The sequence below is a fragment of the Anaerosinus sp. genome (assembly GCF_965318445.1).
Genome location: NZ_CBDNNH010000002.1, coordinates 343,346 through 369,569 on the forward strand (window position 1 = coordinate 343,346; position 26,224 = coordinate 369,569).

The following is a 26,224-nucleotide window of genomic DNA, read 5'->3' on the forward strand; positions in this document are numbered from 1 at the left end:
ACTGAAAAAATATTTTAAGTACCAAGGTAGCAAATAAAAATACAACAAATGCTTAAAATTGTTGTATTTTTATTATTATTTTTTGTTACCTGTTAATAATCCATGAATCAAAATATCTAACATTGCATTGATGGCATCTTTATAAGTAAGATTATTAGAGTTTAAGAATCGATAGGTGGTAAAAGCATCAAAAGAAGTTTTTAAAATTTCTTGTAAAACATAAATGTTAATATTTCGAATGATCCCAGCATCAATTCCGACTTTTAATACTTTTTCAATACGCTCCATACGAATTTTTCGTGAAAGCTCTACTTTTTTCCATTGCTCAGGAAACGTTGTTTTTAAATCTTCATAAATGTGTTTATCAAAAGTTTCTGCTTCATATGGAAGGATGCTAAGCAATGCTTTAAGTTTATCGATGATAGGCATTTGGGTTTGATAAATTTCCTCTTCTTGTTTTTCTAAATTAGATAATAATATAGTCAAAATAGAATCAATCAAGTCTTGTTTTGATGGAAAGTTTTCATATAAAGAACGTTTGCTGATTTTTAAGCGCTTGGCCAAATCATTCATTGTAAACTTTAATCCATGAATATTTACTTCTTCCATAGTCGCAGCCATAATCCGTTCTTTCATTGCTTCACCTCCACTAACGGTACTAAAAAAAATATTTCGGTACCATTAGTATAATTTCCTGATAAGAAAATGTCAATGATAAAATATAGTTGTTTAGTATTTCTTATATATGTATAATTGAGTTCAAAGTAATTTGTAAGGAGGATGAATAAATGAACAAGAAAAAACAAGGGCTACTTATTGTTCATACGGGAAATGGAAAAGGGAAAACGACAGCTGCGCTTGGGTTAGCAGTCCGTGCCTGGGGACAAGGTCTGAAAATATTAATTTTACAATTTATCAAAGGCAATTGGAAATATGGAGAATTAAAAGCTTTAGAAAAATTTGCTCCTAATCTTATGATTGAACAGGCGGGAGAAGGTTTTGTAAAACAAGCAGAAGGTGAAGAAAAATCAAAGCATATAGAAGTTGCACAAAATACTTTTTGGCGAGCTAAAAAAGAAGTTGCATCAGCAGAGTGGGATATGGTTATTCTTGATGAATTAAATTATGCTGTTAAATTTGGTTTGATTGAAAAAGAAGCTGTATTAGAATTAGTAAAAACGAAGCCGGAAAGTTTACACTTAGTAATTACAGGTCGAGATGCAATACCTGAATTAATTGAAGTGGCTGATTTGGTAACTGAAATGAAGGAAGTGAAGCATCCATATAAGAAAGGAATAAAAGCGCAACGCGGGGTTGAATTTTAATCAGCTTGCTATAGTTTTATCTTATAATATGGTATCATAGTAAAGTATGTAGTTTTAAGGAGGGGATAACTGTATATGGAAAATGTACCCGAAGAGAAGATGAAAAGGGGACTAAAGAATCGTCATATGCAGATGATTGCTTTAGGGGGGGCAATTGGAACTGGACTTTTTTATGGTTCGGCTTCGACGATTCAACTTGCTGGCCCGGCAATCGCATTGTCATATTTTATTGGCGGAACGATTATTTTCTTTATTATGCGAATGCTTGGGGAAATGGCTGTAGACAATCCTGTCTCAGGCTCATTTAGTTTTTATGCAAAAAGCTATTGGCACGAATTTATAGGTTTTTTGTCTGGATGGAATTATTGGTTTAATTATGTAGTGGTGAGTATGGCAGAGTTAACCGCCGTTGGGATTTATATGAATTATTGGTACCCGGATATTCCGCAGTGGGTATCTGCTTTAGCTTGTTTAATTATTATTACTTTGATTAATTTGATTAATGTAAGAATGTACGGTGAGTTTGAATTTTTTACAGCAATTATTAAAGTTGTTGCAATTATTGGTATGATTATTTTTGGTACATACTTAATTTTTACGCAGATGGGAGCCTTTCCAGATTGTTTTGCTAACCTATGGCAACATGGTGGTTTTATGCCGAATGGTATTTGGGGCTTAGCATTATCTTTAGTTATTGTTATGTTTTCTTTTGGAGGAATTGAGCTTATTGGGATTACAGCAGGTGAAGCAGATAACCCTAATAAAACAATTCCGAAAGCAATTAATCAGGTAATTTGGCGTGTACTTATTTTTTATATTGGTACTTTAGTTGTGTTAATGACATTATATCCATGGAATGAAGTTGGATTAGAAGCAAGTCCGTTTGTACAGATATTTTCTAATATCGGGATTCCAGCAGCAGCAAACTTATTGAATATCGTTGTTTTAACAGCTGCATTATCTGTGTATAATAGTGCAATTTATAGTAATTCTCGGATGCTTTATGGTTTGGCAAAACAAGGGGATGCGCCGAAAATTTTTACGAAGTTAGCAAAAAATGGTGTACCTTATATAGGAATTTTCGTCTCTTCAGGAATTACATTAATTGTAGTTGCGCTTAATTATTTTATTCCAGGAAAAGTCTTTATGTATTTGATTTCAATTGCTGTTGCAGCAGTTGTTGTTAGCTGGGTGATTATTACGATAACACATTTAAAATTCCGTAAGTTAAAAATAAGAGAGAATCAAGTGGAACAGTTACATTTTAAATCTATAGGGTATCCGTATATCAATTATCTTTGTTTGGCATTTTTAATTATGATTGTCTTACTTATGACACAAATTGAAGATATGCAGCTCGCCGTGGGAATATTGCCGATTTGGATTGGCTGTTTATGGATTGGTTATAAAATAAGGAAGAATAAATAAAAATTACCCCCGACTTTTTAGGTGAAATAAAATCGGGGGTAATTTTTTATTTTTTAAGAAAAAATGGATAAAATACAAGAAATGGATTTTATCAGAATTATTGAAGTTGTTATTGTATATACAATTTTATTAATAATCGAAGAAATAGTGAATGTAGCTCCACAAAAGTATGAATTCATGGAGGAGGAACACAACAGGGACGAGTATACGGAATAATATATTAGCTGTATCAATTGTTAATATTTTAAATTGAAATGATGCACTAAGAGCCAGATGCGCAATGAGAATTTAACAGATGCGGAAAGTACAATTCGTGGTGCAGACATGGCAAAAGAAATTGTGGAATATACGAGGTATCAACTCTTAACACAAGCTGCGTAGGCTATGTTAGCACAATCAAATCATAAAGATGATTTCATTTTAGATATGTTAAAAGGATTATAGTCGAATATTTCATAAAGTAAATAAATCTAATAATAAAGGATATATAAATAAATATAGATTTCCCGAGTTTTAGACAAATAAAAAGGACTGTTATAAGTGTACTTGCTTATAATAGTCCTTTTATTATTAGAAAAATAAATCTCGAATTCCCTCTTCGATTAATTGGAGGCGTTCGATTGTCGTTTGGCGAATCTTTTCGTTTTCTATTGTTTTGATTTGAGCGTTAATCAACTCTTCACCGATTTTTTTTGTTTCCTCATTGGCATAGTCAAGAAGATATTCTTTAAAGGTTAAAAGAGCATTTGGTAAGCAAACATTTTGTATTTCACCAGTTTTAGCAAGGCTCATAAAGCGGTCGCCAGTGCGACCTTGGCGGTAGCAAGCAGTACAGTAGCTCGGTACGTACCCTTTTTTACAAAGCATTTGAATAATTTCATCAGGTGAACGCAGATCACTGGTCTCAAATTGCATACTGTTTTGATGATCAGGATGGTCGCTATAAGTTTCTTTATATGCACCAACACCTGTACCAGAAGCAGCGCTAATTTGTGAAATTCCATAATCAATAAGAGTATCTCGATAGTCTGGATCTTCGCGTGTTGATAAAATCATTCCTGTATATGGAACCGCCATGCGGATGATTGCAATGATTTTTGCAAAATCTTCATCACTTACGAGATGTGGCATAGTCGATAAATCGACATCTGATGCTGGACGAATGCGTGGCACGGAAATTGTATGTGGTCCAACACCGAATTCTTTTTCTAAATGCTCGGCGTGTAGAAACATTGCTACAGTATCGTATTTAAAATCATATAATCCATATAATGTACCAATGCCAACATCATCAATGCCGCCTTTCATTGCTCTATCCATTGCCGTTGTGTGCCAGTTGTAATCGTGTTTTGGCCCTGATGGATGAAGGCGGGCATACGTTTCGCGATGATAAGTTTCTTGGAAGAGAATATAAGTGCCGATGCCGGCAGCTTTTAATTTTGCATAATCTTCAATTGTAGTAGCGGCAATATTTACATTGGCACGTCGAATACTGCCGTTGTCAAATTTTAAACTATAAATTTGTTTTAATACATCGGTTACATATTCAATTGGGCAATTGATAGGATCTTCACCTGCTTCTACAGCTAAACGCTTATGTCCCAAAGCTTCAAGGATTTTGACTTCTTGTGCGACATCTTCCATGCTTAGACGGCGGCGAAGCTGTTTCTCGTTTGATGCGCAATAGCCACAATAGACACAGTTGTTTACACAATAGCTGGAAATATATAAAGGTGCAAAAAGGACAATTCGTTTTCCATAAATAGCTTCTTTAATTTCTGCAGCTGTGGAAAACATCTTCTTTATTAATTCTTGATTTTCTACTTGTAATAAGATTGCTACTTCAGCGGAAGTTAATCCGTGTTTTGTTCTGGCTTTCTCAATAATTTGTTTTACGAGACTTGCATCAGAAGCTTTGCTTTTCCCATCAGCAAGCAACTGAAAAATTAACTGGTCATCAATAAATGCATCACTGGTTCTTTGCGTGTTATCAATCATTTGATAATCCCTCCTTGAAATGTTGTTTCTTGGTGAGGGCAGACTTGACTGTGACACCGGAGAGATTTCCTAGTTTCCCAGTAATGGCACCTACTTCATCGGTAGTTCCCTCAATGATGAGAGCGATTAAGCCTATTTTTTCTTCGTGTTTTGGGACCCCTAACCGGCCAATAATTAAATAGCTGTATTGGCTAATAATTTGATTGACATCATATGCAGTTTCGTTAGGGTTTTCAAGTACGATTCCTATGACTCCAAATCTTTTCATAGTGCCTCCTAAAATCTTTCCTAATGCGCAGGTTGTATACCCTTGCGTCAGAATGCTAAACAAATCCTTAAAACGATAATTATTATTGCTGAATAATTGTCGTTTATCAGATAACTTTATTATACAGCACAAAAAATTTTTTGTTAAGTTAAAGAAGTAGGCGATTATATTTTATGGAGTGGCAGGATTATAAAAATTTATAGAGAAATATAAAATGTTAAACGATTGTAATGTTGTAAACTGATACTGAACTATTCTTTTTAGAGAGTAGTTAAAATTGCAATGGTTGTTAAGTAATTCTTACAATTCATGAGATAGAACATATAGAATAGGAGAGAATTTATGAAAAGTGATGCAGTAAAAAAAGGGTCAACACGGTCGGCGCATCGGTCGTTATTTTATGCAATGGGATATGGTCCGGAAGATCTAAATAAGCCATTAATTGGTGTAGTGAATTCTTTTAATGAAATTATTCCTGGACATATTCATTTGAGAACAATTGCTGAAGCGGTGAAACTTGGTGTTGCAGCAGCAGGCGGAACACCGATAGAGTTCCCTGCGATAGGTGTTTGCGATGGGATTGCAATGGGACATGAAGGGATGAAATATTCTTTGGCAAGTCGTGAGTTAATTGCTGATTCAATAGAGGCTGTAACAAAAGCACATGCATTTGATGGTTTAGTATTGATTCCGAACTGCGATAAAGTTGTACCAGGAATGATTATGGCAGCAGCTAGACTTAACATTCCTTGTATAGTTGTTAGTGGTGGTCCGATGTTAGCCGGACGTTATCAAGGAAAAGATGCAAGCGTAAGTAATGCGTTTGAAGCAGCAGGAAAATTTGAAGCTGGAAAAATGAGTGAAGATGAACTTGCTGATTTAGAAAAAAGTGTTTGTCCTGGATGTGGATCTTGTGCTGGATTATTTACAGCAAATACAATGAACTCATTAACTGAAGCACTTGGGTTAGGGCTTCCTGGCAATGGAACAATTCCAGCGGCATATTTTGGACAACGTAGAATGCTTGCGAAAAAAGCTGGAGAAACAATTCTTCATTTAGTAAAAGAAGATATAAAACCTAAAGATATATTAACAAAAAAAGCATTTGAAAATGCCATTGCAGTTGATATGGGGATTGGTGGCTCTTCCAATACGGTACTTCATCTAACAGCGATTGCACATGAAGCGGGAATAGATCTTCCATTATCTTTATTTGATGAAATCAGCGCTAAAACACCTTATATTACCAAATTAAGTCCTGGAGGAACGCATCATATGCAGGATTTGAATGAGGCAGGTGGAATTAATGCTGTTTTAAAAGAGTTATCAAAACGCAATATTATTCATTTAGATGCACTTACAGTTACGGGAACAATGGAAGAAAGAATAAAAGATGCAGAAATTGTTCGTCAAGATGTCATTAAAACAGTAGAAGCACCGTATCGTGATAAAGGTGGTATTGCAATTTTACAAGGGAATCTTGCACCGGATTGTGCTGTAGTAAAAGAAAGTGCTGTTACAGAAGATATGTTAGTGTATCAAGGAGCTGCAAAATGTTTTGATTCGGAAGAAGCAGCAATTGATGCAATTGTCGGTGGGAAAATTAAAGACGGAGATGTCGTTGTAATTCGTTATGAAGGACCACAAGGCGGTCCAGGAATGAGAGAAATGCTAAATCCAACTGCGATAATAACGGGAATGGGATTAAAGGTTGCTTTAATTACAGATGGTCGCTTTAGTGGGGCCACACGTGGAGCTTGTATTGGTCACGTATCGCCAGAAGCAATGGTTGGTGGCCCAATTGCTCTTGTCCAAGATGGAGATAAAATAGATATTGATATTCCAAATCGTAAATTGGATTTAATGATTAGTGACGAGGAAATGGCTAAACGTAAAGCTGCATGGGTACAACCACCACGTAAAATTACAAAAGGTTATTTATCGCGTTATGCACGTCTTGCAGGTTCTGCTAGTATTGGTGCAGTTTTAGAATAGTTTTGATTAATAAAGAGCGTTGCAAATTGCAATGCTCTTTTCTTGTGCGTAAATAATTAGTATTTGTCAGTTGAAAAAAAATAGGGTAGAATTTAAATGGTCATTTAGATAGATTATATCTTACTTATATATTGAATTTAGGTTGGTGGAAAATCATGAGAGAAATATGGTCAGAGTTACAAAATGGTACGGATATTCGCGGTGTTGCAATTGAAGCGCCAGAAAAAACAGTAAACTTAACGTCAGAAAAGGCAAAATACATTGCAATAGGTTTTGTACATTGGGTAAGTCAAACAATAGGAAAAGATATTGCTCAATTGAAGATTGCAGTGGGGATGGACTCTAGATTATCTGGTCCGGAAATAAAATCTGCTTTTATTGAAGGGGTAAAAAGTCAAGGTTGCACAATTTATGATTGTAATATGGCGACAACTCCTGCAATGTTTATGAGTACAATTATGGAAGAGTATCAATGTGATGGTTCGGTTATGATTACAGCAAGTCATTTACCGTATTTCTATAATGGATTGAAGTTTTTTACAAAGATAGGCGGATGCGAAAAAGAAGATATTAAAGCGATTCTTGCATTGACATCAAAAGTAGAAGTTGGTCAAGACGATGAAAAAGCTAGAGTAAAAAAGGTGAATTTAATTGGTGATTATGCAAATTTGCTTGTGCATCTAATCCGTAAAGGTGTAAATTCTAAATCAAATTATATGCAGCCTTTATTCGGATGTAAAATTATTGTTGATGCTGGAAATGGTGCTGGTGGTTTTTTTGCAGCGCAGGTTTTAGAAAAGTTAGGTGCAAATACAGAAGGAAGTCAATTCTTAGATCCTGATGGAACTTTTCCAAATCATGTACCAAATCCAGAAAATAAAGAGGCCATTGAATCAATAAAAGAAGCTGTATTGGATAATAAGGCTGATTTGGGTATTATTTTTGATACTGATGTTGATAGGGCTGCTGTGGTGAGCTCTGATGGTGTTGAAATTAATAAAAACGCTCTTATTGCGTTGATTTCGTCTATTATATTAGAAGAACATCCAAAATCTACAATTGTTACAGATTCTGTTACTTCTATTGGTTTAGCTGAATTTATTGATAGTTTAGGCGGCATACATCATCGCTTTAAACGCGGTTATAAAAATGTTATCAATGAATCAAAAAGATTGAATCAAGAAGGGATTGCATCTTATTTAGCGATTGAAACCTCTGGACATGCAGCGTTAAAAGAAAATTATTTTCTAGATGATGGTGCTTATTTAATTGCAAAAATTTTAATTAAAATGGCATTATTAAATGAAGCGGGAAAATCTATTCAAAGTCTAATTGCGAAACTAAAAACTCCGGTCGAAAGTTTGGATTTTAGAATTGGTATCAAAAAGACAGAGTTTAAACCTTATGGATTTATGATTCTAGATGAATTAGTTACTTTTGTTACAAAGGTAGAAGGATGGAGTTTAGTACCCAATAATTATGAAGGTGTAAGAGTTAATGTAGGTGAAAATTGTGGTGATGGTTGGTTCTTACTTCGTATGTCATTGCATGAACCTGTACTGGCGTTAAATGTAGAATCTGACGTAGCTGGGGGTATTCAAATGATAGTTAACAAATTAAGTAAATTTTTAGAGCAATATAAAGAGCTGAATATAGATTCGATTAATAAAATAAGTTAGGAAAATAAGTTGAAGATTTTGAAGATCTTCAACTTATTTTTCTTATAATTGCATATTGTTAAAATATGTGATAGGATTTTATCTGACTTTGTGGAATGATATATATTTAACGGATTAAAGAATTTATTCATTATTTTTATAGAGGTGTAGGAAATGCATATTGTACTAATTGAACCAGAAATACCAGGAAATACGGGGAATATTGCAAGGTTATGTGCAGCTACAGGATGTGAGCTTCACTTGGTCAAACCACTTGGGTTTTCTGTAGACGACAAATATCTAAAAAGAGCAGGATTAGACTATTGGAATTTGGTTAAAATTCATTATCATGAAAATTTCGCTGAAGTGCAAGGGAAATATCCTGAAGCAACGTTTTATTACAATACAACAAAGGCAAAAAAAGCATATAGTGAAATAAGTTTTAAAGTGAATGATTTTTTAGTTTTTGGCAAAGAAACAGCAGGAATCCCGGAAGATATTTTAAAGGCAAATTGGGAAAACTGTATTCGAATACCGATGATTCATGATGCAAGATCACTTAATCTTTCTAATTCAGTGGCAATTGTTGCATATGAGGCATTAAAACAATGTGGCTTCAAAGAACTATGTTAATTTTATAATAAAATAGCTAAACAATTCTATTTGCAATAAAATTAGCATAAAGATACGATAATATAAAATGTAAAACATAAAAATAAAAAGAGAAGGAATGAATTTATTTTGCACAAAGAAAATGAATTTATTTTAGCAATACAGAAGGTTTTAGAGCCTAAACAAATTTTGCTTAATGAACCAATGAAATATCATACGACTTTTAAAATTGGTGGACCGGCAGATTATTTGCTATTGCCTGCATCACTTGATGAATTAACTGAAGTTTTGGTAGCTGTTAAATCATATGATATGCCGCTTACGATTTTAGGAAATGGCTCTAATGTATTAGTTCTTGATCGTGGAATTCGTGGTGTTGTAATAAAGTTTGATAAAAGTTTTGCCTACTTAAAACAAAAAGAAGATAGTGTGATTGCTGGAGCGGGAGCCCTCCTTAAAGATGTTTCGAAATTTGCGGCGAGATGCGGGTTAACTGGAATGGAGTTTGCCGTAGGAATTCCTGGAAGTATTGGTGGGGCAGTATTTATGAATGCTGGTGCTTATGATGGAGAAATTAGTCATATTGTTTCTGCGGTTACAGCTGTAAGCCGCGATGGAGAAGTAAAAAGATTTGAGCGTAATGAATTGGACTTTGGGTATCGTCATAGTATTTTTCAAGAAAATGGTGATATTATTTGTGAGATAGAATTATCATTAATGGCAGGAATTCATACAGAAATTCATGATAAAATGGGCGATTTAACACAAAGACGTGAAAGTAGGCAACCACTTGAAATGCCGAGTGCTGGTAGTACCTTTAAGCGTCCAGTTGGTCATTTTGCAGGGACATTAATAGAGCAAAGTGGGTTAAAAGGGTTTAGAATAGGCGGTGCGCAGGTATCTCCGAAACACGCGGGGTTTGTTATTAATGCAGGAGATGCAAAAGCACAAGATGTTCTTGACTTAATTAATGAAGTACAGAGATTAGTTTATGAAAAACATGGTGTGAAATTGTACCCAGAGGTGCGGACTTTAGGGGAAAAATAAATAGATTTAAAAAGTATTATATTTAAGATGGTGTTTGTTTATAAAATGATTTTATTCTGGATAGGCTGTATGAATTATAGCTATAATCTGAGAATGAAATCATTTTTTATTATGGATAGGGTTTAAATGGCAGACAATGTAATGGCGAAAAAAGGGGGAATATAGTATAATAAATTACAAGAAAGAGTAGATTAGTTATCACTTCTTAGAGAAAGAAGGTCAATGTTATGAGACTACAATTTTTAGGTGCCGCGCAAGTGGTTACAGGTTCATCTTTTTTGTTAGAAGTTGCAAATCGAAAAATATTGATTGATTGTGGGATGTTTCAAGGAGCTAAGGCAGTTAGAAATTTGAATTATCGAGATTTTCTTTATGAGCCCAGCAGTATTGATTGTGTATTATTAACGCATGCGCATATTGATCATTGTGGGTTAATACCGAAGCTTTGCAAACAAGGATTTAAAGGGGCAATTTATGCAACGAAAGCAACTGTGGATTTATGCAAAATCATGTTGCCTGATAGTGCGCATATTCAAGAGTCAGATGCTGAGATTGCAAATAGAAAAGGACAGCGTGTTGGTAAAAAAACAGTGGAACCATTATATACTGTGGATGAGGCCTTTGAAGCGTTGTCGCAGTTTGCACCTGTTTCATATGATGTTGATTTACAAATAACTCCTGAAGTTAGAGTTGTTTTTAGAGATGCTGGTCATATTATTGGTTCAGCAATTTTAGAAATATATGTACGGGAAGAAGGGCATACGACGAAACTTTTATTTTCTGGTGATTTGGGGCAACCGGACCAACCGATTATAAAAGATCCGACATTAATTCATGGTGCTGATTATGTAATTATTGAATCTACATATGGTAATCGCATGCATCAGTATTATAATAGAGAGGAAAAATTAGCAGAGATTATAAATGATACAATCGATAGGGATGGAAATGTAATTATTCCTTCTTTTGCAGTAGGGCGGACGCAGACGTTGTTGTATTATTTATATAAGCTATGGAAGGAAGATAAGATTCCTAATGTTCCAGTAGTTTTAGATAGTCCGTTGGCAATTGCTGCTACACAGATTTTTGCGAAGAATACACAAGAGTTTGATGAGGATTCTACTAAAATGTTAATTGCGGGTGGAAGCCTGCCGGAAATGCCTCATTTAGTTATTGCAAAGACAGCGGAAGAATCAAAAGCACTAAATGAAACAAAAGGTGCGAAAATTATTATTTCTGCTAGTGGAATGGCGGATGCGGGAAGAATCCTGCATCATTTAAAACACAATTTATGGAAACCTGAAACTAGTGTATTATTTGTAGGATATCAAGCTGAGGGCAGTATGGGACGTCGCTTGATAGAAGGTGTTAAACGAGTAAAGATTATTGGGGAAGAAGTTAGCGTAAAAGCAAAAATTTATAATCTTGATGGATTTTCTGCTCATGCGGACCGAGCCCAAATTGTAGATTGGCTTGCGAGTATTGATGGGCCTAGACCTCATAATGTATTTTTAGTTCATGGAGAGCCAGATGCAACTGAGGCTTTGGGTGAATATATTGGAGAAAAATTAGGGCATAGCACATATATTCCGAAGTATGGTGATACAGCAACTATTCATTATGATAAATGGCAGGTTAAAGAGACTGATATTGTAATTGAACCAGCAGTAAAAGAATTAGAAGAATTCTTAAGTTTGGCACAAGCTGATTATCGTCAAATAAGAAGAAAAGTATTTACTATTGTTTCACGTGAACCAAATAAATTACGCGAAGTCGTTGTTCGGCTAGAAAAAGTACTTAAATATTTGAAAAAAGTCATGAACGATTTATAATATTGAAGAGATGAAGAGATAAAAATGCATCTTGAATAGTTTGATTTTGTCAACTATTTAAGGATGCATTTTTAATTTTATTATTTATTAAGATGAAATAATTTTATGAAGATAGTTGATATGGTATAGGAAAAGTGATAAAATTGCATATGCTGTTGAAAAAATTACAAAAATAATTGTGATAGATAAAACAAGGCTTTTCAAAAACTTAGGAGGCTAATGAATGGAAAAACAAGATATAAGAAATATAGCAATTATTGCACACGTTGACCACGGTAAAACTACATTAGTAGATGCGATGTTAAAACAAAATGGAACGTTTCGTGCGAATGAGCAAATTGCAGAACGCGTAATGGACTCGAATGATCTTGAGCGTGAACGTGGAATTACTATTCTTTCAAAAAATACAGCTGTTATGTATAAAGATGTAAAAATTAATATCGTAGATACACCAGGTCATGCTGATTTTGGTGGAGAAGTAGAACGTGTACTTAATATGGTCGATGGGGTATTGTTATTGGTTGATGCTTTTGAAGGACCTATGCCACAAACAAAATATGTATTGCGTAAAGCTTTAGAGCAAAAATTAAAACCTATCGTTGTGATTAATAAAATTGACCGTCCTGACCAACGTGTGGATGATGTTTATGACGAAGTCCTAGAATTGTTTATGGAACTTGGCGCAGATGATGATCAATTGGATTTCCCAGTTGTTTATGCAGCCGCGCGTGCTGGTATTGCTAAAATGGAAATGGATGAGGAAAGTGAAAACTTAAATCCATTAATGGATTTATTATTAAGAGAAATTCCTGCACCAACAGGCGATGCAGAAGGTCCTCTTCAAATTATGGTAACTACATTAGATAATGATGAATACGTTGGACGTGTGGCGATTGGTCGTATTATTCGTGGTAGTGCGAAATATAACCAAAGTGTTGTAATCATTAATGGTGATGTTGAAACAAGATCACGTATTGGTAAACTATATACTTATCAAGGGTTAAAACGTGTTGAAGTGCAAGAAGCGGGTTTGGGTGATATTGTTGCATTAACTGGTCTTGGCGATGTTAGCATTGGACAAACAATTGCTGATGCTGAACAGCCAGAGGCTTTACCAAGCATTAATATTGATGAGCCTACTTTAGCAATGACTTTTGGAGTTAATACGAGTCCGTTTGCAGGTAAAGAAGGGGAATTTGTTACTTCTCGTCATTTGCGCGATCGTTTATTTAAAGAAATTGAAACAAATGTAAGCTTACGAGTGGAAGAAACAGATAATGCTGATACATTTAAAGTTTCTGGACGTGGTGAACTTCATTTATCTATATTAATTGAAACAATGCGTCGTGAAGGCTTTGAATTACAAGTTGGTAAACCAGAAGTAATTTACAAAGAAATTAACGGTCAGCTTTGTGAGCCAATGGAATACCTAACAATTGATGTTCCGCAAGAATTTATGGGAACTGTTATGGAAGCATTGGGAACACGCAAAGCCGAACTTGCGAATATGAATGAGTTATCTGGATATCTTCGTATGGAATTTGTCATTCCAGCACGCGGGTTAATTGGTTTTCGTTCTGAATTTTTAACGAATACAAAAGGAAATGGCATTATGCATCATTTATTCCATGGGTATGTTCCTTACAAAGGTGATATTCCAGGTCGTACACGTGGCGCTTTGGTTGCCTTTGAGCAAGGTGAAACAACTGGATATGGTATTTATAGCGTACAAGATCGTGGTACGATGTTTGTATCGCCAAATCAACCAGTATATGAAGGTATGATTATTGGGGAAAATTCTCGTGAAATGGATATGGATATTAATCCATGTAAGAAAAAGCATGTTTCTAATATGAGAACAAGCTCTTCTGATGAAGCAATTCGACTTGTTCCTCCGCGTATTTTAAGTTTGGAACAAGCGTTGGAATATATTAATAAAGATGAATTGGTTGAAGTTACACCAAAAAGCATCCGTTTACGTAAAGCTGTCCTTGATCGCTTGCAACGTGGTCGTGAGCGTAAAAATTCGCAAAAATAAAATAATAAAAGCACTTATTTTCGTAGGAAATAAGTGCTTTTTACTAAATAAAAAATAATTATTGTTAAATTTTGCAGAAAAAATTCTTTTTTGCAGGAAACTTGAATTAAATGAAGAATACTGACATAATGATAGTTAATTATTTTGTTATTAGAGGAGGCGGTGGGGATGTCTTCTAACAACCTGATTGATAAAATTGCAAATGTACTAATGCCTGAAGATGATGCGCCAATTGAAAAAGAAGATATACCTGAAATGACTAAGACTGAACGGCCGGCACTGAAGGTATATATGAATGAAGCACCAGCTTTAAAGGTGCTTGTGTTTGAACCGTCTAGTTTTAATCAAGGGAATATAATTGCTGACCATTTAAAAGCTAAGGAAGCTGTTTTCGTGAACTATGAATTTATAGATGTTTCTGAACAGCAGCGATTGTGTGATTTTGTAAATGGGGTGTGCTATATTTTAGAGGGATCTATACAGAGAGTTTCGGAATATAGCGTATTGTATACTCCTAAAAATGTTGATATTGATAAAGAATTATGCAGCTATAGTATTCCTACATATGCACAAGGGTAATATATTGAGTGAAATACACAGGCAGTCAGATTGACTGCCTGTAATTTATTTGCGTAACTGGATGAGTAACTCATTCATATCTTTTGGCATTGGTGCTTGAACTAAAATTTTTCGGTTGCTTTCAATGTGGTTAAATTGAACTTTTGCTGCATGCAGAGATTGATGTGAAATTAAATTGGATTTTTTTCCATACATGGAGTCCCCTAAGATCGGTAGACCAACAGAAGCTAAATGAACGCGTATTTGGTGCGTCCTACCTGTTTCTAAAGATAATGATAGAAGACTATGGGTCTCTGCTAAATTTTCGATTACTTCATAATGAGTAATTGCTGTCTCTCCAGTAGACGAAGTTATTCGTTGATTAGGGAATGACGGATGTATGGCAATAGGGCGGTTGATGGTGGCCTTTTTTTCTTTCGGGCATCCTTCGGTTATTGCAAGATAGAAACGTTTTAAAATCTGGTGTTCAAGTTGCTTTGTTAGCAGAGTTTGGCTATGTGCGCTTTTGGCGAATACAATACATCCTGAGGTATCGCGATCAAGGCGATGCATAGGTCGGATAGTTGATAAAATTTGTTTGGATTGAAAATAGTACGCTAAATAATTCGCTAAAGTATTACTAGTTGTTTGTCCTGTTGGATGTGTTAATAGTTTTGGTGGTTTATTAAGTACGATTACATGTTCATCTTCATACAGAATATCAATTTTTTGATTTTGTGGTGTTACGCCATAACTTATATCTGGAAAGTCCATGACTCGTAATATGTCATTTTCTTTTAGTTGACGCTTCATAAAGGTTGTTTTTCGATTTAAATAAATTCCCTTATTTCGAGTAAGTAATTGGCGTTTACGTGAAGAATAATGAAGAATATTTTTTAAGTATTCTTCTACTGTAAGATTCGCAGAGTCTAAATTTATTACATAAGTTGAAAAAGATTTTTTTGTATTCATTTTTACCTCAATGATTTATTTTATTTATTTTGCATCAAGTATTATAACAAAAATAATACGATTTTTACATGAAAAAGAATTTTATTTTAAAAATAATGGAAGTATAATGATTCAATAGCAATGTAAATTTTTATTTGTCACATGCAAATTCGAGTCTTTACAATTGACCATCTAGATGAATTATGTTAAATAAGTGGTTTTTATAAGTACTGAATCAAAAAAAGGAGGAAAAATAAATGAGTTATGTTGATACATTAAACGATAAAGATAGAAAAATTTTAAATGGGGTGCTTAAACAATTTGAAAAATTAGCTGCTATTCCTCGTAAATCTGGTCATGAAAAAGCTGTAAGTGATTATTTATATCATTGGGCACAGCAGCAGGAATTAAAAGTTATTCAAGATGATACAAATAACATTATTATTGATAAGCCAGCAACTCCCGGATATGAAGATTTGCCACGGGTAATTTTGCAAGGGCATATGGATATGGTATGTGTGGCTGAACCTGGTAAGGACTATAATCCATTGCAGGATGCAATAGAGTTAATCAATGACGGCAATGTACTTAAAGCCAAAGGAACTTCATTGGGGGCAGATGATGGAATCGGCGTTGCTGCAGCACTTTATATTCTAGCAAGTGACACAATTCAACATGGAGAGCTTAGAGTTATTATTACAACGGATGAAGAAGCCGGAATGAGTGGAGCATCAAACTTAGAGTCTAAATATTTAGATGGTGCATATTTAATTAACTGCGACTCAGAAGATTGGGATAAAGTGACGATGAGTTCGGCAGGCAGTGTTAATATTGATGTTACAGGTGATATTCAATGGAAAAAGGCAATATATCAGAATGCGCTAAAATTTACCTTGACTGGAATGCTTGGCGGACATTCAGGTGTAATGATTCATGATAATCGTGCTAACGCGATTAAAATTATGGGATACTTTCTATATCAGTTAAAAAAGGCAGAGGTGGCATTTGAGATTGCAGATTTAAGCGGAGGCACAGCAAGAAATGCTATCCCATCTACTTGTGAAACTATTTTAGTTTTGGATGAAGAATATTTTGGACGTGCTAGAGAAGTGATTGTTAACGTTAAACAGTATGTATTAGAACATTTCTCAAAAGAGATAGGTTTTGAAATTCAAGTAGAAAAAGTCGATATGCCAACGAAAGTAATTGAGGAAAAAATAGCGGATAAAATAATAAATTTTATTTGTATGGCGCAAGATGGTGTACATACAATGTCTTCAGCAGTAGATGGATTAGTTGAAAGCTCATCCAATATGGGATTGGTTGAAATAAACAATGATCAGATTAAATTTAATATTTTCCCACGTACTTCGGTGGATAAATATTTTAATTACTTTCAAGAGGTTTTTGGGAAAATAGCAAGTTTATGTGATTTTCATATGAATTTTTCGGGAAAATCGCCAGGATGGCCAGTAAATGAAAATTCTAAGCTTATTCCTTTAACAGTAAAAATATTTGAAGAACAAAATAAAATTCCTATGAAAAAAGAATCGATTCATGCAGGTTTAGAAGCAGGTTGGTTTAGTGCTAAAAATCCTGATCTGGATATTATTTCAATCGGACCAAATGTAAAAGATATTCACTCACCACAAGAGCATTTAGAATTGTGTACTTTAGTGCCACATGTAAAATTAATCATAGAGATTTTAAAGCGAGTAAAAGAATTATAAAGTAAGCAGTAATCTAGGTGAATCCCCATCAGCAAATAAAAATCTAAAACTAATAATTCATAAATTTAACTTTATTTATCTAAAGATTGCTAAAAGATACATCATACGTTATAATGATTCATGTTGGTATACAATGTGGACTATTATAGAAAGAAAAATAGGATAAAATGTATCTATGTACTTGCGAGGGAATACAGATATATTTTAACAGAGGAGCCATAATGGATGAAAAAGACAAATGTAGCTAGGATCTTAGATGGTCTTAACATTCAATATGAACTTAAAGAATATGAAGTTGACTTGGAAGACTTAAGCGCACCAAATGTTGCTAAAAAAGTAGGAATGCCTTTAGAACGAGTCTTTAAAACGTTAGTAGCACGCGGGGATAAAAATGGGGTTTTGATGGCCTGTATTCCAGGTGGTGCAGAGCTGAACTTGAAAGCTTTGGCAGCTGTTAGTAACAATAAAAAGGCTGAAATGGTGCACTTGAAGGAAGTGCAAGGGTTAACTGGATATATTCGCGGTGGAGTTTCACCTCTTGGAGCTAAAAAAGCTTATCCTGTATATCTAGATCAAAGCATGGATAATTTTGAAACTATAGCAGTTAGTGCGGGTGTACGCGGATGTCAAATTATAATTGCTCCAGATGATTTGAAAAAGGCTGTAAACGGTATGATGGCTAATTTAATCCGGCAATCTATTAGGTAAAGGAGAAAAATATGAGATATATAAGTACGCGGGGAAACGAAAAAGAATTAACAGCGGCAGGGGCGATTATTGCAGGGATTGCTGATGATGGAGGATTATTTGTTCCGAATCATATACCGGTATTGGAAAATAATTTTATTGAAAGTCTCATTAACTTATCTTATCAAAATCGTGCTAAGAAAATTTTAGCTGAATTTTTAACAGATTATACGGAAGCTGAAGTTTCAGCTTGTGTAGAGCGTGCCTATGGAAATCAAAAGTTTGATATTGATTTAATTGCACCAGTAGTTAATTTATCAGAGGATACAAATGTATTGGAATTATGGCATGGACCGACGAGTGCATTCAAGGATATGGCATTGCAATTGTTGCCTCAATTAATGTCTACAGCATTAAAAAAGACAGGTGAAAAAGCTGAGATTATTATCCTTGTCGCAACTTCTGGCGATACGGGGAAGGCTGCTTTAGAAGGATTTAAAGATGTAGATCAAATTCGTATTATGGTTTTTTATCCACAAGAAGGCGTTAGTCAAATGCAACGATTACAAATGGTCAGCCAAAAAGGAAACAATGTTTCTGTTATTGCTGTTCATGGAAATTTTGATGATGCTCAAACCGGTGTGAAAAATATTTTCAATGATGAAGAGTTTAATAAAAAGCTGAATGAAGCAGGCTTCCAGTTGTCTTCGGCAAATTCAATTAACTGGGGGCGTCTTGTACCACAAATCGTCTATTACTTTAGTGCATATGCTGATTTAGTAAAAGAAAATAAATTAAAAATGGGGGACAAAGTTAACTTTGTTGTGCCTACAGGAAACTTTGGCAATATTCTAGCTGGATATTATGCAAAACAGATGGGCTTGCCGGTACATAAATTGATTTGTGCATCAAATGCAAATAATGTGTTGACTGATTTTTTACAAACTGGTACATACAATAGAAATAGAGCATTCCATAAAACAGCTTCGCCGTCCATGGATATTTTGATTTCAAGTAACCTTGAACGATTATTGTTCCATATTGGTGGAGGAGATAAAGTGCAAGTTAAAGCGTGGATGGAATCACTAAATAAAAATGGTGAGTATACAGTTGGTGCTGATTATTTAGCAAAAATCAAAGAGGTATTTTGGGCTGACTGGGCAGATGATACAAAAACAGCAGGAAAAATTAAATCTGTTTATGAAAAACATCAATATGTTGCAGATACACATACTGCAGTAGCGTGGGAAGTAGCGGATCGTTATAAAAAAGTTACAGGTGATACAACTGTAAATGTTATTGTATCTACAGCGAGTCCGTACAAGTTTAATGCAAGTGTTTTGGCCGCATTAGATAAATCAAAAGTTACCGAAGGCAACGAATTTGCTATGCTAGATGCATTGGAAAAAATAAGTGGGATGAAAGTGCCTGAGGGATTGGATTCCTTAAGAACAATTAAAATATTGCATAAACAACAATGTGAAAAAGAAGATATGAAAAAGGTTGTTATGTCTTTAGTAAAGTAGGTTATAAATAAATAGGCTGTTACTAACTTTATTGGTTAGTAACAGCCTATTTATTTATAACCCAAAAGCTATTTGTATCGTGTAACAGCTTTTGTTTTTGCAATTAAAAAGGAGACCTAATAGGTCTCCATAATAATTAATAACTTTTATGTGCTTGGAAGCAATCGCGACAGAAAACAGGTTTACCTTCTGTTGGTTTGAAAGGAACTTGTGTATCTTTACCACATTCGCTACATACTGTATCGAACATTTCGCGTTGTTGACGGAAACCGCCATTACCGCCTCTGTTATTTTGTGCTTTTCTAGCAGAACGACATTCTGGACAACGAGAAGGTTCATTTTGGAATCCTTTCTCAGCGTAAAAAGCTTGCTCTGATGCAGTAAAGCTGAATTCAGCTCCACATTCTTTACATGTAAGTTGTTTGTCTTGGTAGGTCATTGTTAACCAACCTCCTTAAAAATATTAGTCGCCAACGAATTGAGCTGGTAAGTTGATTGGTTAGGCCTCGCAAGTTATCCAGAGCAATTTAATTAGTTACTGTAGTCTACTATACTGTGAAATATTAGTCTTGTCAAGAGTTTATTAGTAATTCTTCCAATTCTTTAAGTCTTGAGGAGAATTTTTCTAAAGTAATTTCTAACGGTGTAGATGCCGTCATGTCTACGCCTGCTACCTTTAATAAATTAATAGAATAATCGGATCCTCCGCTTTTTAAATAGTCAAGATATTTTTTTTGTGCGGATTGTCCTTGGGTCTGCAAATTATTCGCTAATGTAGTAGCGGCAGCATAACCAGTTACATATTTGTATACATAAAACGGACGATAGAAATGGGGAATACGAGCCCATTCAATTTTGATTTCATCATCGATAATGATTTCATTTCCGTAGTAAGATTTATTTAAATCTAACCAAATTTTTTCAAAACTATCTGCGGTGAGAGATTCATCGGCTTCTGCTTTGTGATGAACAATCATTTCAAATTCGGCGAACATGGTTTGGCGATAAACAGTGGTTCGAATTTGTTCTAAATATTGATTGATAAAATAAATGCGTTTTTTAGGATCTTTTTCATTTTCTAACATATAATCAAGCAATAAAATTTCATTCGTTGTTGAGGCGACTTCAGCACAAAAAATTGTATAAGAAGACGTATTATAAGGTTGTGCTTCGTTACTATAATAACTATGCATTGCGTGCCCCAGTTCATGTGCTAATGTTGAAACAGCGCCGTATTTATTATCATAGTTTAATAATACAAATGGGTGAACATCATATATGCCCCAAGAATAAGCACCTGTACGTTTTCCTTGGTTTTCATAGATATCTACCCAGCCGTTTTGTACGCCTTGTAATAAATCGTTAATGTATTTTTCACCCAATGGTTTTAAGCTATCCACTACAAGTTTTAGACCAGTATCATAAGGATAGTTACTATTTGCATTTTCTACTAGAGGCACATATAAATCGTACATATGAATCTCTGATAAATTTAAAAAGCGTTTTTTAAGATTAATATACTGATGAAGTTTTGAAAAATATTTATGCACTGTATCAATAACTTTTGTATAAATATCAGTTGGTACATTGTCTATTTCTAATGCAGCTTCAAGCGTAGAAGGATAGTTTTTTGCTTTAGTATAAAAAATTTTGTTTTTAATACAGCTGGCATAAGTGGTAGCCAAAGTATTGCGATAGGCGGCATAAGTATCAAAAAGGTTTTTAAACGCTGTTTCCCTCACTTCGCGATCAGTTGAACGAATTAAAGAATTATAGCGCCCTTCGCTAAGGGCTACCATTTCACCAGATTCTGTAGGTGTTTTAGGAAATTTTAAATCTGCATTTGTTAACATACTGAAAATATTGTTAGGAGCTTTTAAAAGTTCGCTTGTTTTGGCTAAAAGTTCTTCTTCTAGTGGAGATAAAACGTGTTTATTAAGTCGCAATAAATCCTGGATGAAAAATTTATATTCTCTTAGACTTGCTTTGCTTAAGAGCATTTGGCGAAGCTTATTTTCTGGCATAGCAAGCAATTCTGGCTCAATGAAAGCTAGAACGGAGGATGCTTGTGATAAAAGTGATTCTATTTGAGAAGTCATAGATTGATAATCTGAATTTTTGGCATCAATATCTCTATGCATACGTGCATACCCATATAATTTACCTAAAATGATATTGATCTTATCAGCGTTTTTTAAACAATCAAATAGTTGCTTGGCATTTTCATCAAGCGTTCCTTTAAATTTAAGCATTTGCTTTAACAGAGTTTTGATTTCTGTAATATCTTTAAAAAAGTCATCTTTGGTTTGGTAGATATGATTTAATTTCCATTGATCCTTACTGCTAATTTCACTGCGAAGCGGGACTTCGTGTAACTTTTTTATTGATGAAGCAGGTGTTAAATTTTGAAAAAAACAGTTTTTGTATAAATACATATAAGTTTTTAGCTCCTTTGAATTATTGAAATAGTTTTATTATATTATAGTTCTATGAATATTATACCAACTTATTCTTTTAAAACACAGAGATTATACCTTAAAATATCGAACAATACCTTGGTAAATCCCATCAGCAATTTTTTCTCTACCATCTTCACTAGCTAAAAATAATTCTTCTTCTGGATTTGAGATAAAAGCTGCTTCTACTAAAACTGCTGGCATAGATGTATAGCGGATAACGTAAAAACTAGCAAATCTTACCCCAAGATTTTTTGTATGAATTTCTTGTATTAAAGAATTCTGAATACAAGATGCTAATACATAAGATTTTTCGTCATAATAAAAAGTAGAAGTGCCTGCATTTGTGCTATTAGAAAAAGAGTCATTATGAATGCTGATAAAGATATCTGCATTCGTATCATTTGCTAACATAACTCTTTGGCAGAGCTCTTCTCTTTTGCTTAAATTATTATAAGATACAGCTTGATCGGATGTTCTAGTCATGACCACGGTAGCACCATTGGCTTCAAGTTTTTGCTGTAGTTTTAATGCAATTGCTAAATTGTTGTTTTTTTCCATTGTTTTTTGTGGTCCCATGGCACCATAATCTTCGCCGCCATGACCTGCATCAACACAGATAATTTTATCTTGTAATCGTAAGCTTTCTAATTCTCCACATTCTATTGAATTTTCATCATAATTTATTGGGATTTGCTCATTAAAATTTGTAGAAACGTAAATCGTTTCTTTCGTAGGATTATAAGAAGTTCGCCAATTTAATGCTTTGGCTAAACTTTTGACTGTAACTAATAAGTCCTTGCTGGCTCGGAGATTATCAGCTAATTTTTGTCCATCGAATACAATTCGCATAGAGTTGCACCACCTTTAGTAGTTTTGGTGTATTCTATGATTACTTTTTAGTAAAATGTGATTATCATGTGGGTCTTTTGTTTTCAACGTTTTTTTATTTTATAATTAACGAGAATATCTAGCGAAATAAACGATTCTCGCAAAAGCAAAGAGTTTGTTTATCTGCTTTTAATACTTCCGTGTCGGCAAAAGTAAACATGGATAATAAAAGGGCAAAACTTCTTTTGACAACGAACGTGTTTATGATACACTATTGAAAGATATACGAGGTGATTTATATGAAAGTAGTTTTAACAACATTAAATGCAAAATATATACATTCTTCATTGGCTTTGCGATATTTAAAAAAATATTGTAAAGATCTTATGCCTATAGAAATTGTAGAGTTTACGATTAATAATCATTTATTAGATATTGTTGGACAAATTTATGAAAAACGTCCAAATGTCATTGGCTTTGCCTGCTATATTTGGAATATCGAAATGACGATTAAAATTATTGGTTTGCTAAGAAAGGTATTGCCAGAAACAAAAATCATTTGTGGTGGACCGGAAGTTTCTTATGATGGCATTGAATTTTTAAAAAAGCATCAAGCGGTAGATTATATTGTGCTTGGTGAAGGGGAAGAAACTTTTTATCAATTATTAGCACGATTACAAAGTAAGCAGGAAATTAAAGATATTGTAGGGGTTATAGAACAAAATAAAAAAGTAGATGGTAAACGGGCGGTCGTTGTCGAGGATCTGAATACAATACCTTTTCCATATCAAGAACAAGATATGGATGGATTGAAAGATAAAATTATTTATTATGAAAGCTCTCGTGGTTGCCCATTTTCTTGTCAATATTGTCTATCTAGTGCGACAAAGGGCGTACGGTTCTTTTCAATAGAACGTGTATTAAAGGAATTAGAATTTTTTATTCAGCATAATGTTCGCCAGGTGAAATTTGTTGATCGAACTTTCAATGCAAAGAAAAGTCACTATATTCCGATTTTAAAATTTTTACTTAAACAGGAGTGTCGAACCAATTTTCATTTTGAGGTCGCGGTTGATTTATTAGATGAAGAAGTTTTAGATATTTTGTCCAAAATGCCAAAGGGGAGGGTACAATTAGAAATTGGAATTCAATCAACTAACTTAGAAACTTTAGAGAGTATCCAAAGAAAGAATCAATGGGAGAAAATCGTAGGGAATGTGGGAAAGATTCTATCTTTTCATAATATTCATATGCACTTAGATTTGATTATTGGATTGCCAAAAGAGGATTATCGTTCTTTTGCAAAGTCTTTTAATGATGTGTATGCATTAAAGCCTCATATGCTGCAACTTGGATTTTTAAAAATGTTAAAAGGATCGGGAATTGCACAAAATCATCAAGTGGATGAATATATCTTCATGGATAGTGCACCGTATCAAGTATTGGCAAATCGTTATATTTCTTATGAAAAAATAAGATTTTTACAGATATTCGAAGAGGTTTTTGAGCTGTATTATAATGCAGGGCGGTTTAGAAATGTGACGGAGTATCTTATTCGATTAGAGAATAATGATGCTTTTCATTTCTATGAAAAATTAACACAGTATTGGATAATGAGAAAACTACATTTAGTGGCCCATACGACAAAGGTTCTTTATCAATATTTATATGATTTTTGTGAAGTGTATGAGCCAAAGGAAATAAAGATAATAAAAGAATTGATGAAATTTGATGCGTTAACTACTGATAAAGGTAGCATACGTCCAGCTTTTCTTAATTGGAATGAAGATTTATATTATGAAGCGAATGCTGATTTTTGGCGAAAAAATTGGGCGGAAAAATATATTAAAAATTATAAATTTACAACATGGCGCGACATTAAGAAAAAATATCATATTGAGTTTTTCTCTACTGACATTTTTACTTTAATCAAATCAGGTGTTATCATTGAAGAGAAGACAGCTGTTTTATTTTCGCTGGAGCAAGAAGAAATTCAATATCAAAAATTAGAGGTAAAAGATTTTTTGCAAGGGGATTGTCATGATTTATAATGTTTATTCAGATGATTTAAAGAAACGTTATGGAGAAAAGGTTTATAAACTACCCGTTGGTTTGCCACTTACTTGTCCAAACCGAGATGGGGTATGTGGAGTTTCAGGATGCACTTTTTGTGGGGAAATTGGTGCAGGTTATGAAAATTTGCCAGCTGATATGACGGTAACAGAGCAAATTAATGCCAATCGTGCGCATATTTCGCCCAAATATAAAGCTGAAAAATTTATTGCGTATTTTCAAAATTTTAGCAATACGTATTTGCCGGTAGAAAAATTACGCTGTTATTTAGAGGAAGCCTGTCAAGATGATATTGTAGGAATTGCAATTGCCACTCGACCAGATTGTATTCATGATGATTATCTGGCGATGATGAAAGAGGTAAAAGAAAAACATCAGATTGATATTTCTATTGAATTAGGTTTACAAAGCGTGAACTATCATTCTTTAATCAAAGTGAATCGTGGACATACCTTAGCAGAATATATTGATGCGGTTATGCGGATTAAAAAATATGATTTAGCGATTTGTACCCATTTAATTTTAAACTTGCCATGGGATGATATGACGGATGTAATAGAAAATGCAAAAATGATGTCAGCATTGCAGATGAATCAAGTCAAGTTACATGCTCTATATATTGTTAAAGAGACGAAAATGGCAAGGGAATACGAAGCTGGAGGTATACAATTAATTAGTAAAGAAGAATACATGGAACGAGTTATCACGTTTCTCGAATACTTAGATGATAAGATTGTTGTCCAGCGTCTAATTGGACGAGCGCCTGAAAGTAATACTTTATTTAGCAATTGGCAGACTGGCTGGTGGAAAATTCGCGATACGATTCTAAAGACCATGCAAGAGCGTGGTACTTATCAAGGGAGACTTTGTAATTATTTAAATGGTAGTGCCGTAAGAAGATTTGTTAAATAGGAAGTAAAATATAAATAGTTAAAAGATTAAGCAAAAATACGAGGATAAAAAAATCTCGTATTTTTTCATAAAAAATATTGACAAAAAAGAGTGAAGCGTGTAATATAATACAAGTCGCTAACGAGCGGCACGGGAAGTGAACTTTACCAATCATCTTTAAAAAAGATGTTGACAAAGCAAATCGCTTCTGATAATATAAATGAGCTGGTTACGCCAGCAATCAAGTGTTCCTTGAAAACTAAACAATGTAGATATTAAGTAATGTATTACTTGATTCAATTATGCCAGATGTGCGGGTT

Annotated in this window: 23 protein-coding genes; 16 read left to right on the top strand and 7 right to left on the bottom strand. The window is 34.1% G+C overall.

Translation table 11 applies throughout. The features are described from left to right. Window positions 1-75 precede the first annotated feature (75 nt). Window positions 76-636 (bottom strand): TetR/AcrR family transcriptional regulator, encoded by a 561-nt coding sequence (locus ACWZFG_RS02030; RefSeq protein ID WP_177505414.1) that lies wholly within the window; start codon window positions 634-636, stop codon window positions 76-78. A 152-nt stretch (window positions 637-788) separates the two neighbouring features. Between ACWZFG_RS02030 and cobO the strand changes: the two genes are divergently transcribed. The 4 genes from cobO (at window position 789) to ACWZFG_RS02050 (ending at window position 3,134) form a co-directional block, all read left to right on the top strand. After that, window positions 789-1,325, top strand: a complete 537-nt coding sequence (gene cobO, locus ACWZFG_RS02035; protein WP_177505415.1) for a cob(I)yrinic acid a,c-diamide adenosyltransferase — start codon at window positions 789-791, stop codon at window positions 1,323-1,325. Window positions 1,326-1,400: 75 nt separating this feature from the next. Beyond that, the gene (locus tag ACWZFG_RS02040; RefSeq protein ID WP_177505416.1) at window positions 1,401-2,753 is read left to right on the top strand and encodes an amino acid permease; all 1,353 of its coding nucleotides are present in this window, start codon (window positions 1,401-1,403) and stop codon (window positions 2,751-2,753) included. Window positions 2,754-2,816: 63 nt separating this feature from the next. Then, window positions 2,817-2,969, top strand: coding sequence for a hypothetical protein (locus ACWZFG_RS02045; RefSeq protein ID WP_455576951.1), 153 nt, complete (start codon window positions 2,817-2,819; stop codon window positions 2,967-2,969). Window positions 2,970-3,026: 57 nt separating this feature from the next. After that, window positions 3,027-3,134, top strand: a complete 108-nt coding sequence (locus ACWZFG_RS02050; RefSeq protein WP_147668137.1) for a flagellin — start codon at window positions 3,027-3,029, stop codon at window positions 3,132-3,134. Window positions 3,135-3,323: 189 nt separating this feature from the next. Here ACWZFG_RS02050 and hydG read toward each other — a convergent pair whose 3' ends face one another. After that, complete coding sequence (hydG, locus tag ACWZFG_RS02055) at window positions 3,324-4,751, bottom strand: [FeFe] hydrogenase H-cluster radical SAM maturase HydG (RefSeq protein WP_177505418.1); 1,428 nt, start codon at window positions 4,749-4,751, stop codon at window positions 3,324-3,326. Then, window positions 4,744-5,019, bottom strand: a complete 276-nt coding sequence (locus tag ACWZFG_RS02060; RefSeq protein WP_177505419.1) for a TM1266 family iron-only hydrogenase system putative regulator — start codon at window positions 5,017-5,019, stop codon at window positions 4,744-4,746. Before ACWZFG_RS02060 ends, hydG begins: the two co-directional genes overlap by 8 nt. 342 nt (window positions 5,020-5,361) lie before the next feature. Here ACWZFG_RS02060 and ilvD point away from each other — a divergent pair, with 342 nt between their 5' ends. The 7 genes from ilvD (at window position 5,362) to ACWZFG_RS02095 (ending at window position 14,780) form a co-directional block, all read left to right on the top strand. Beyond that, complete coding sequence (gene ilvD / locus ACWZFG_RS02065; protein ID WP_455576952.1) at window positions 5,362-7,014, top strand: dihydroxy-acid dehydratase; 1,653 nt, start codon at window positions 5,362-5,364, stop codon at window positions 7,012-7,014. Between the two features lie 155 nt (window positions 7,015-7,169). After that, a complete protein-coding gene (locus tag ACWZFG_RS02070; protein WP_177505421.1) occupies window positions 7,170-8,693 on the top strand; it encodes a phosphomannomutase/phosphoglucomutase in 1,524 nt (507 codons plus the stop codon). Window positions 8,694-8,846: 153 nt separating this feature from the next. Then, the gene (trmL, locus tag ACWZFG_RS02075; RefSeq protein ID WP_177505422.1) at window positions 8,847-9,305 is read left to right on the top strand and encodes a tRNA (uridine(34)/cytosine(34)/5-carboxymethylaminomethyluridine(34)-2'-O)-methyltransferase TrmL; all 459 of its coding nucleotides are present in this window, start codon (window positions 8,847-8,849) and stop codon (window positions 9,303-9,305) included. Window positions 9,306-9,413: 108 nt separating this feature from the next. Next, window positions 9,414-10,331: a UDP-N-acetylmuramate dehydrogenase gene (gene murB, locus ACWZFG_RS02080; RefSeq protein ID WP_177505423.1), complete on the top strand. Its 918-nt coding sequence runs from the start codon at window positions 9,414-9,416 to the stop codon at window positions 10,329-10,331. Window positions 10,332-10,558: 227 nt separating this feature from the next. Further along, window positions 10,559-12,163 (top strand): MBL fold metallo-hydrolase RNA specificity domain-containing protein, encoded by a 1,605-nt coding sequence (locus ACWZFG_RS02085; RefSeq protein ID WP_418626837.1) that lies wholly within the window; start codon window positions 10,559-10,561, stop codon window positions 12,161-12,163. Between the two features lie 223 nt (window positions 12,164-12,386). Beyond that, window positions 12,387-14,201: a translational GTPase TypA gene (gene typA, locus ACWZFG_RS02090; protein ID WP_177505425.1), complete on the top strand. Its 1,815-nt coding sequence runs from the start codon at window positions 12,387-12,389 to the stop codon at window positions 14,199-14,201. Window positions 14,202-14,369: 168 nt separating this feature from the next. Next, window positions 14,370-14,780, top strand: a complete 411-nt coding sequence (locus tag ACWZFG_RS02095) for a cell division protein SepF (protein WP_147668154.1) — start codon at window positions 14,370-14,372, stop codon at window positions 14,778-14,780. A 45-nt stretch (window positions 14,781-14,825) separates the two neighbouring features. On the opposite strand, the gene ACWZFG_RS02100 is transcribed toward ACWZFG_RS02095, so the two are convergent. Beyond that, window positions 14,826-15,731, bottom strand: coding sequence for an RluA family pseudouridine synthase (locus tag ACWZFG_RS02100; RefSeq protein ID WP_177505426.1), 906 nt, complete (start codon window positions 15,729-15,731; stop codon window positions 14,826-14,828). Between the two features lie 236 nt (window positions 15,732-15,967). Here ACWZFG_RS02100 and pepD point away from each other — a divergent pair, with 236 nt between their 5' ends. The 3 genes from pepD (at window position 15,968) to thrC (ending at window position 19,653) form a co-directional block, all read left to right on the top strand. Next, window positions 15,968-17,440 carry a beta-Ala-His dipeptidase gene (gene pepD / locus ACWZFG_RS02105; protein WP_455576953.1) on the top strand — a complete coding sequence of 491 codons (1,473 nt, stop codon included), beginning with the start codon at window positions 15,968-15,970 and terminating at the stop codon, window positions 17,438-17,440. 225 nt (window positions 17,441-17,665) lie between these two features. Next, on the top strand, window positions 17,666-18,148 hold the full coding sequence (gene ybaK / locus ACWZFG_RS02110) for a Cys-tRNA(Pro) deacylase (protein ID WP_455576954.1): 483 nt from the start codon (window positions 17,666-17,668) through the stop codon (window positions 18,146-18,148). A gap of 11 nt (window positions 18,149-18,159) precedes the next feature. Beyond that, window positions 18,160-19,653, top strand: a complete 1,494-nt coding sequence (gene thrC / locus ACWZFG_RS02115) for a threonine synthase (protein WP_177505429.1) — start codon at window positions 18,160-18,162, stop codon at window positions 19,651-19,653. A 136-nt stretch (window positions 19,654-19,789) separates the two neighbouring features. Here the strand turns inward: thrC and ACWZFG_RS02120 are convergent, their stop codons facing one another. The 3 genes from ACWZFG_RS02120 to ACWZFG_RS02130 form a co-directional block, all read right to left on the bottom strand. Beyond that, a complete protein-coding gene (locus ACWZFG_RS02120) occupies window positions 19,790-20,092 on the bottom strand; it encodes a zinc-ribbon domain containing protein (RefSeq protein WP_147668165.1) in 303 nt (100 codons plus the stop codon). Between the two features lie 133 nt (window positions 20,093-20,225). Continuing rightward, the gene (gene pepF / locus ACWZFG_RS02125) at window positions 20,226-22,088 is read right to left on the bottom strand and encodes an oligoendopeptidase F (protein ID WP_455576955.1); all 1,863 of its coding nucleotides are present in this window, start codon (window positions 22,086-22,088) and stop codon (window positions 20,226-20,228) included. Between the two features lie 93 nt (window positions 22,089-22,181). Further along, window positions 22,182-22,961, bottom strand: coding sequence for an N-acetylmuramoyl-L-alanine amidase family protein (locus ACWZFG_RS02130; protein ID WP_147668169.1), 780 nt, complete (start codon window positions 22,959-22,961; stop codon window positions 22,182-22,184). A 278-nt stretch (window positions 22,962-23,239) separates the two neighbouring features. Here ACWZFG_RS02130 and ACWZFG_RS02135 point away from each other — a divergent pair, with 278 nt between their 5' ends. Both ACWZFG_RS02135 and ACWZFG_RS02140 read left to right on the top strand, forming a co-directional pair. Next, window positions 23,240-24,991, top strand: a complete 1,752-nt coding sequence (locus ACWZFG_RS02135; RefSeq protein WP_455576956.1) for a DUF4080 domain-containing protein — start codon at window positions 23,240-23,242, stop codon at window positions 24,989-24,991. After that, the gene (locus ACWZFG_RS02140) at window positions 24,981-25,925 is read left to right on the top strand and encodes a TIGR01212 family radical SAM protein (RefSeq protein ID WP_455576957.1); all 945 of its coding nucleotides are present in this window, start codon (window positions 24,981-24,983) and stop codon (window positions 25,923-25,925) included. Before ACWZFG_RS02135 ends, ACWZFG_RS02140 begins: the two co-directional genes overlap by 11 nt. Window positions 25,926-26,224 lie beyond the last annotated feature (299 nt).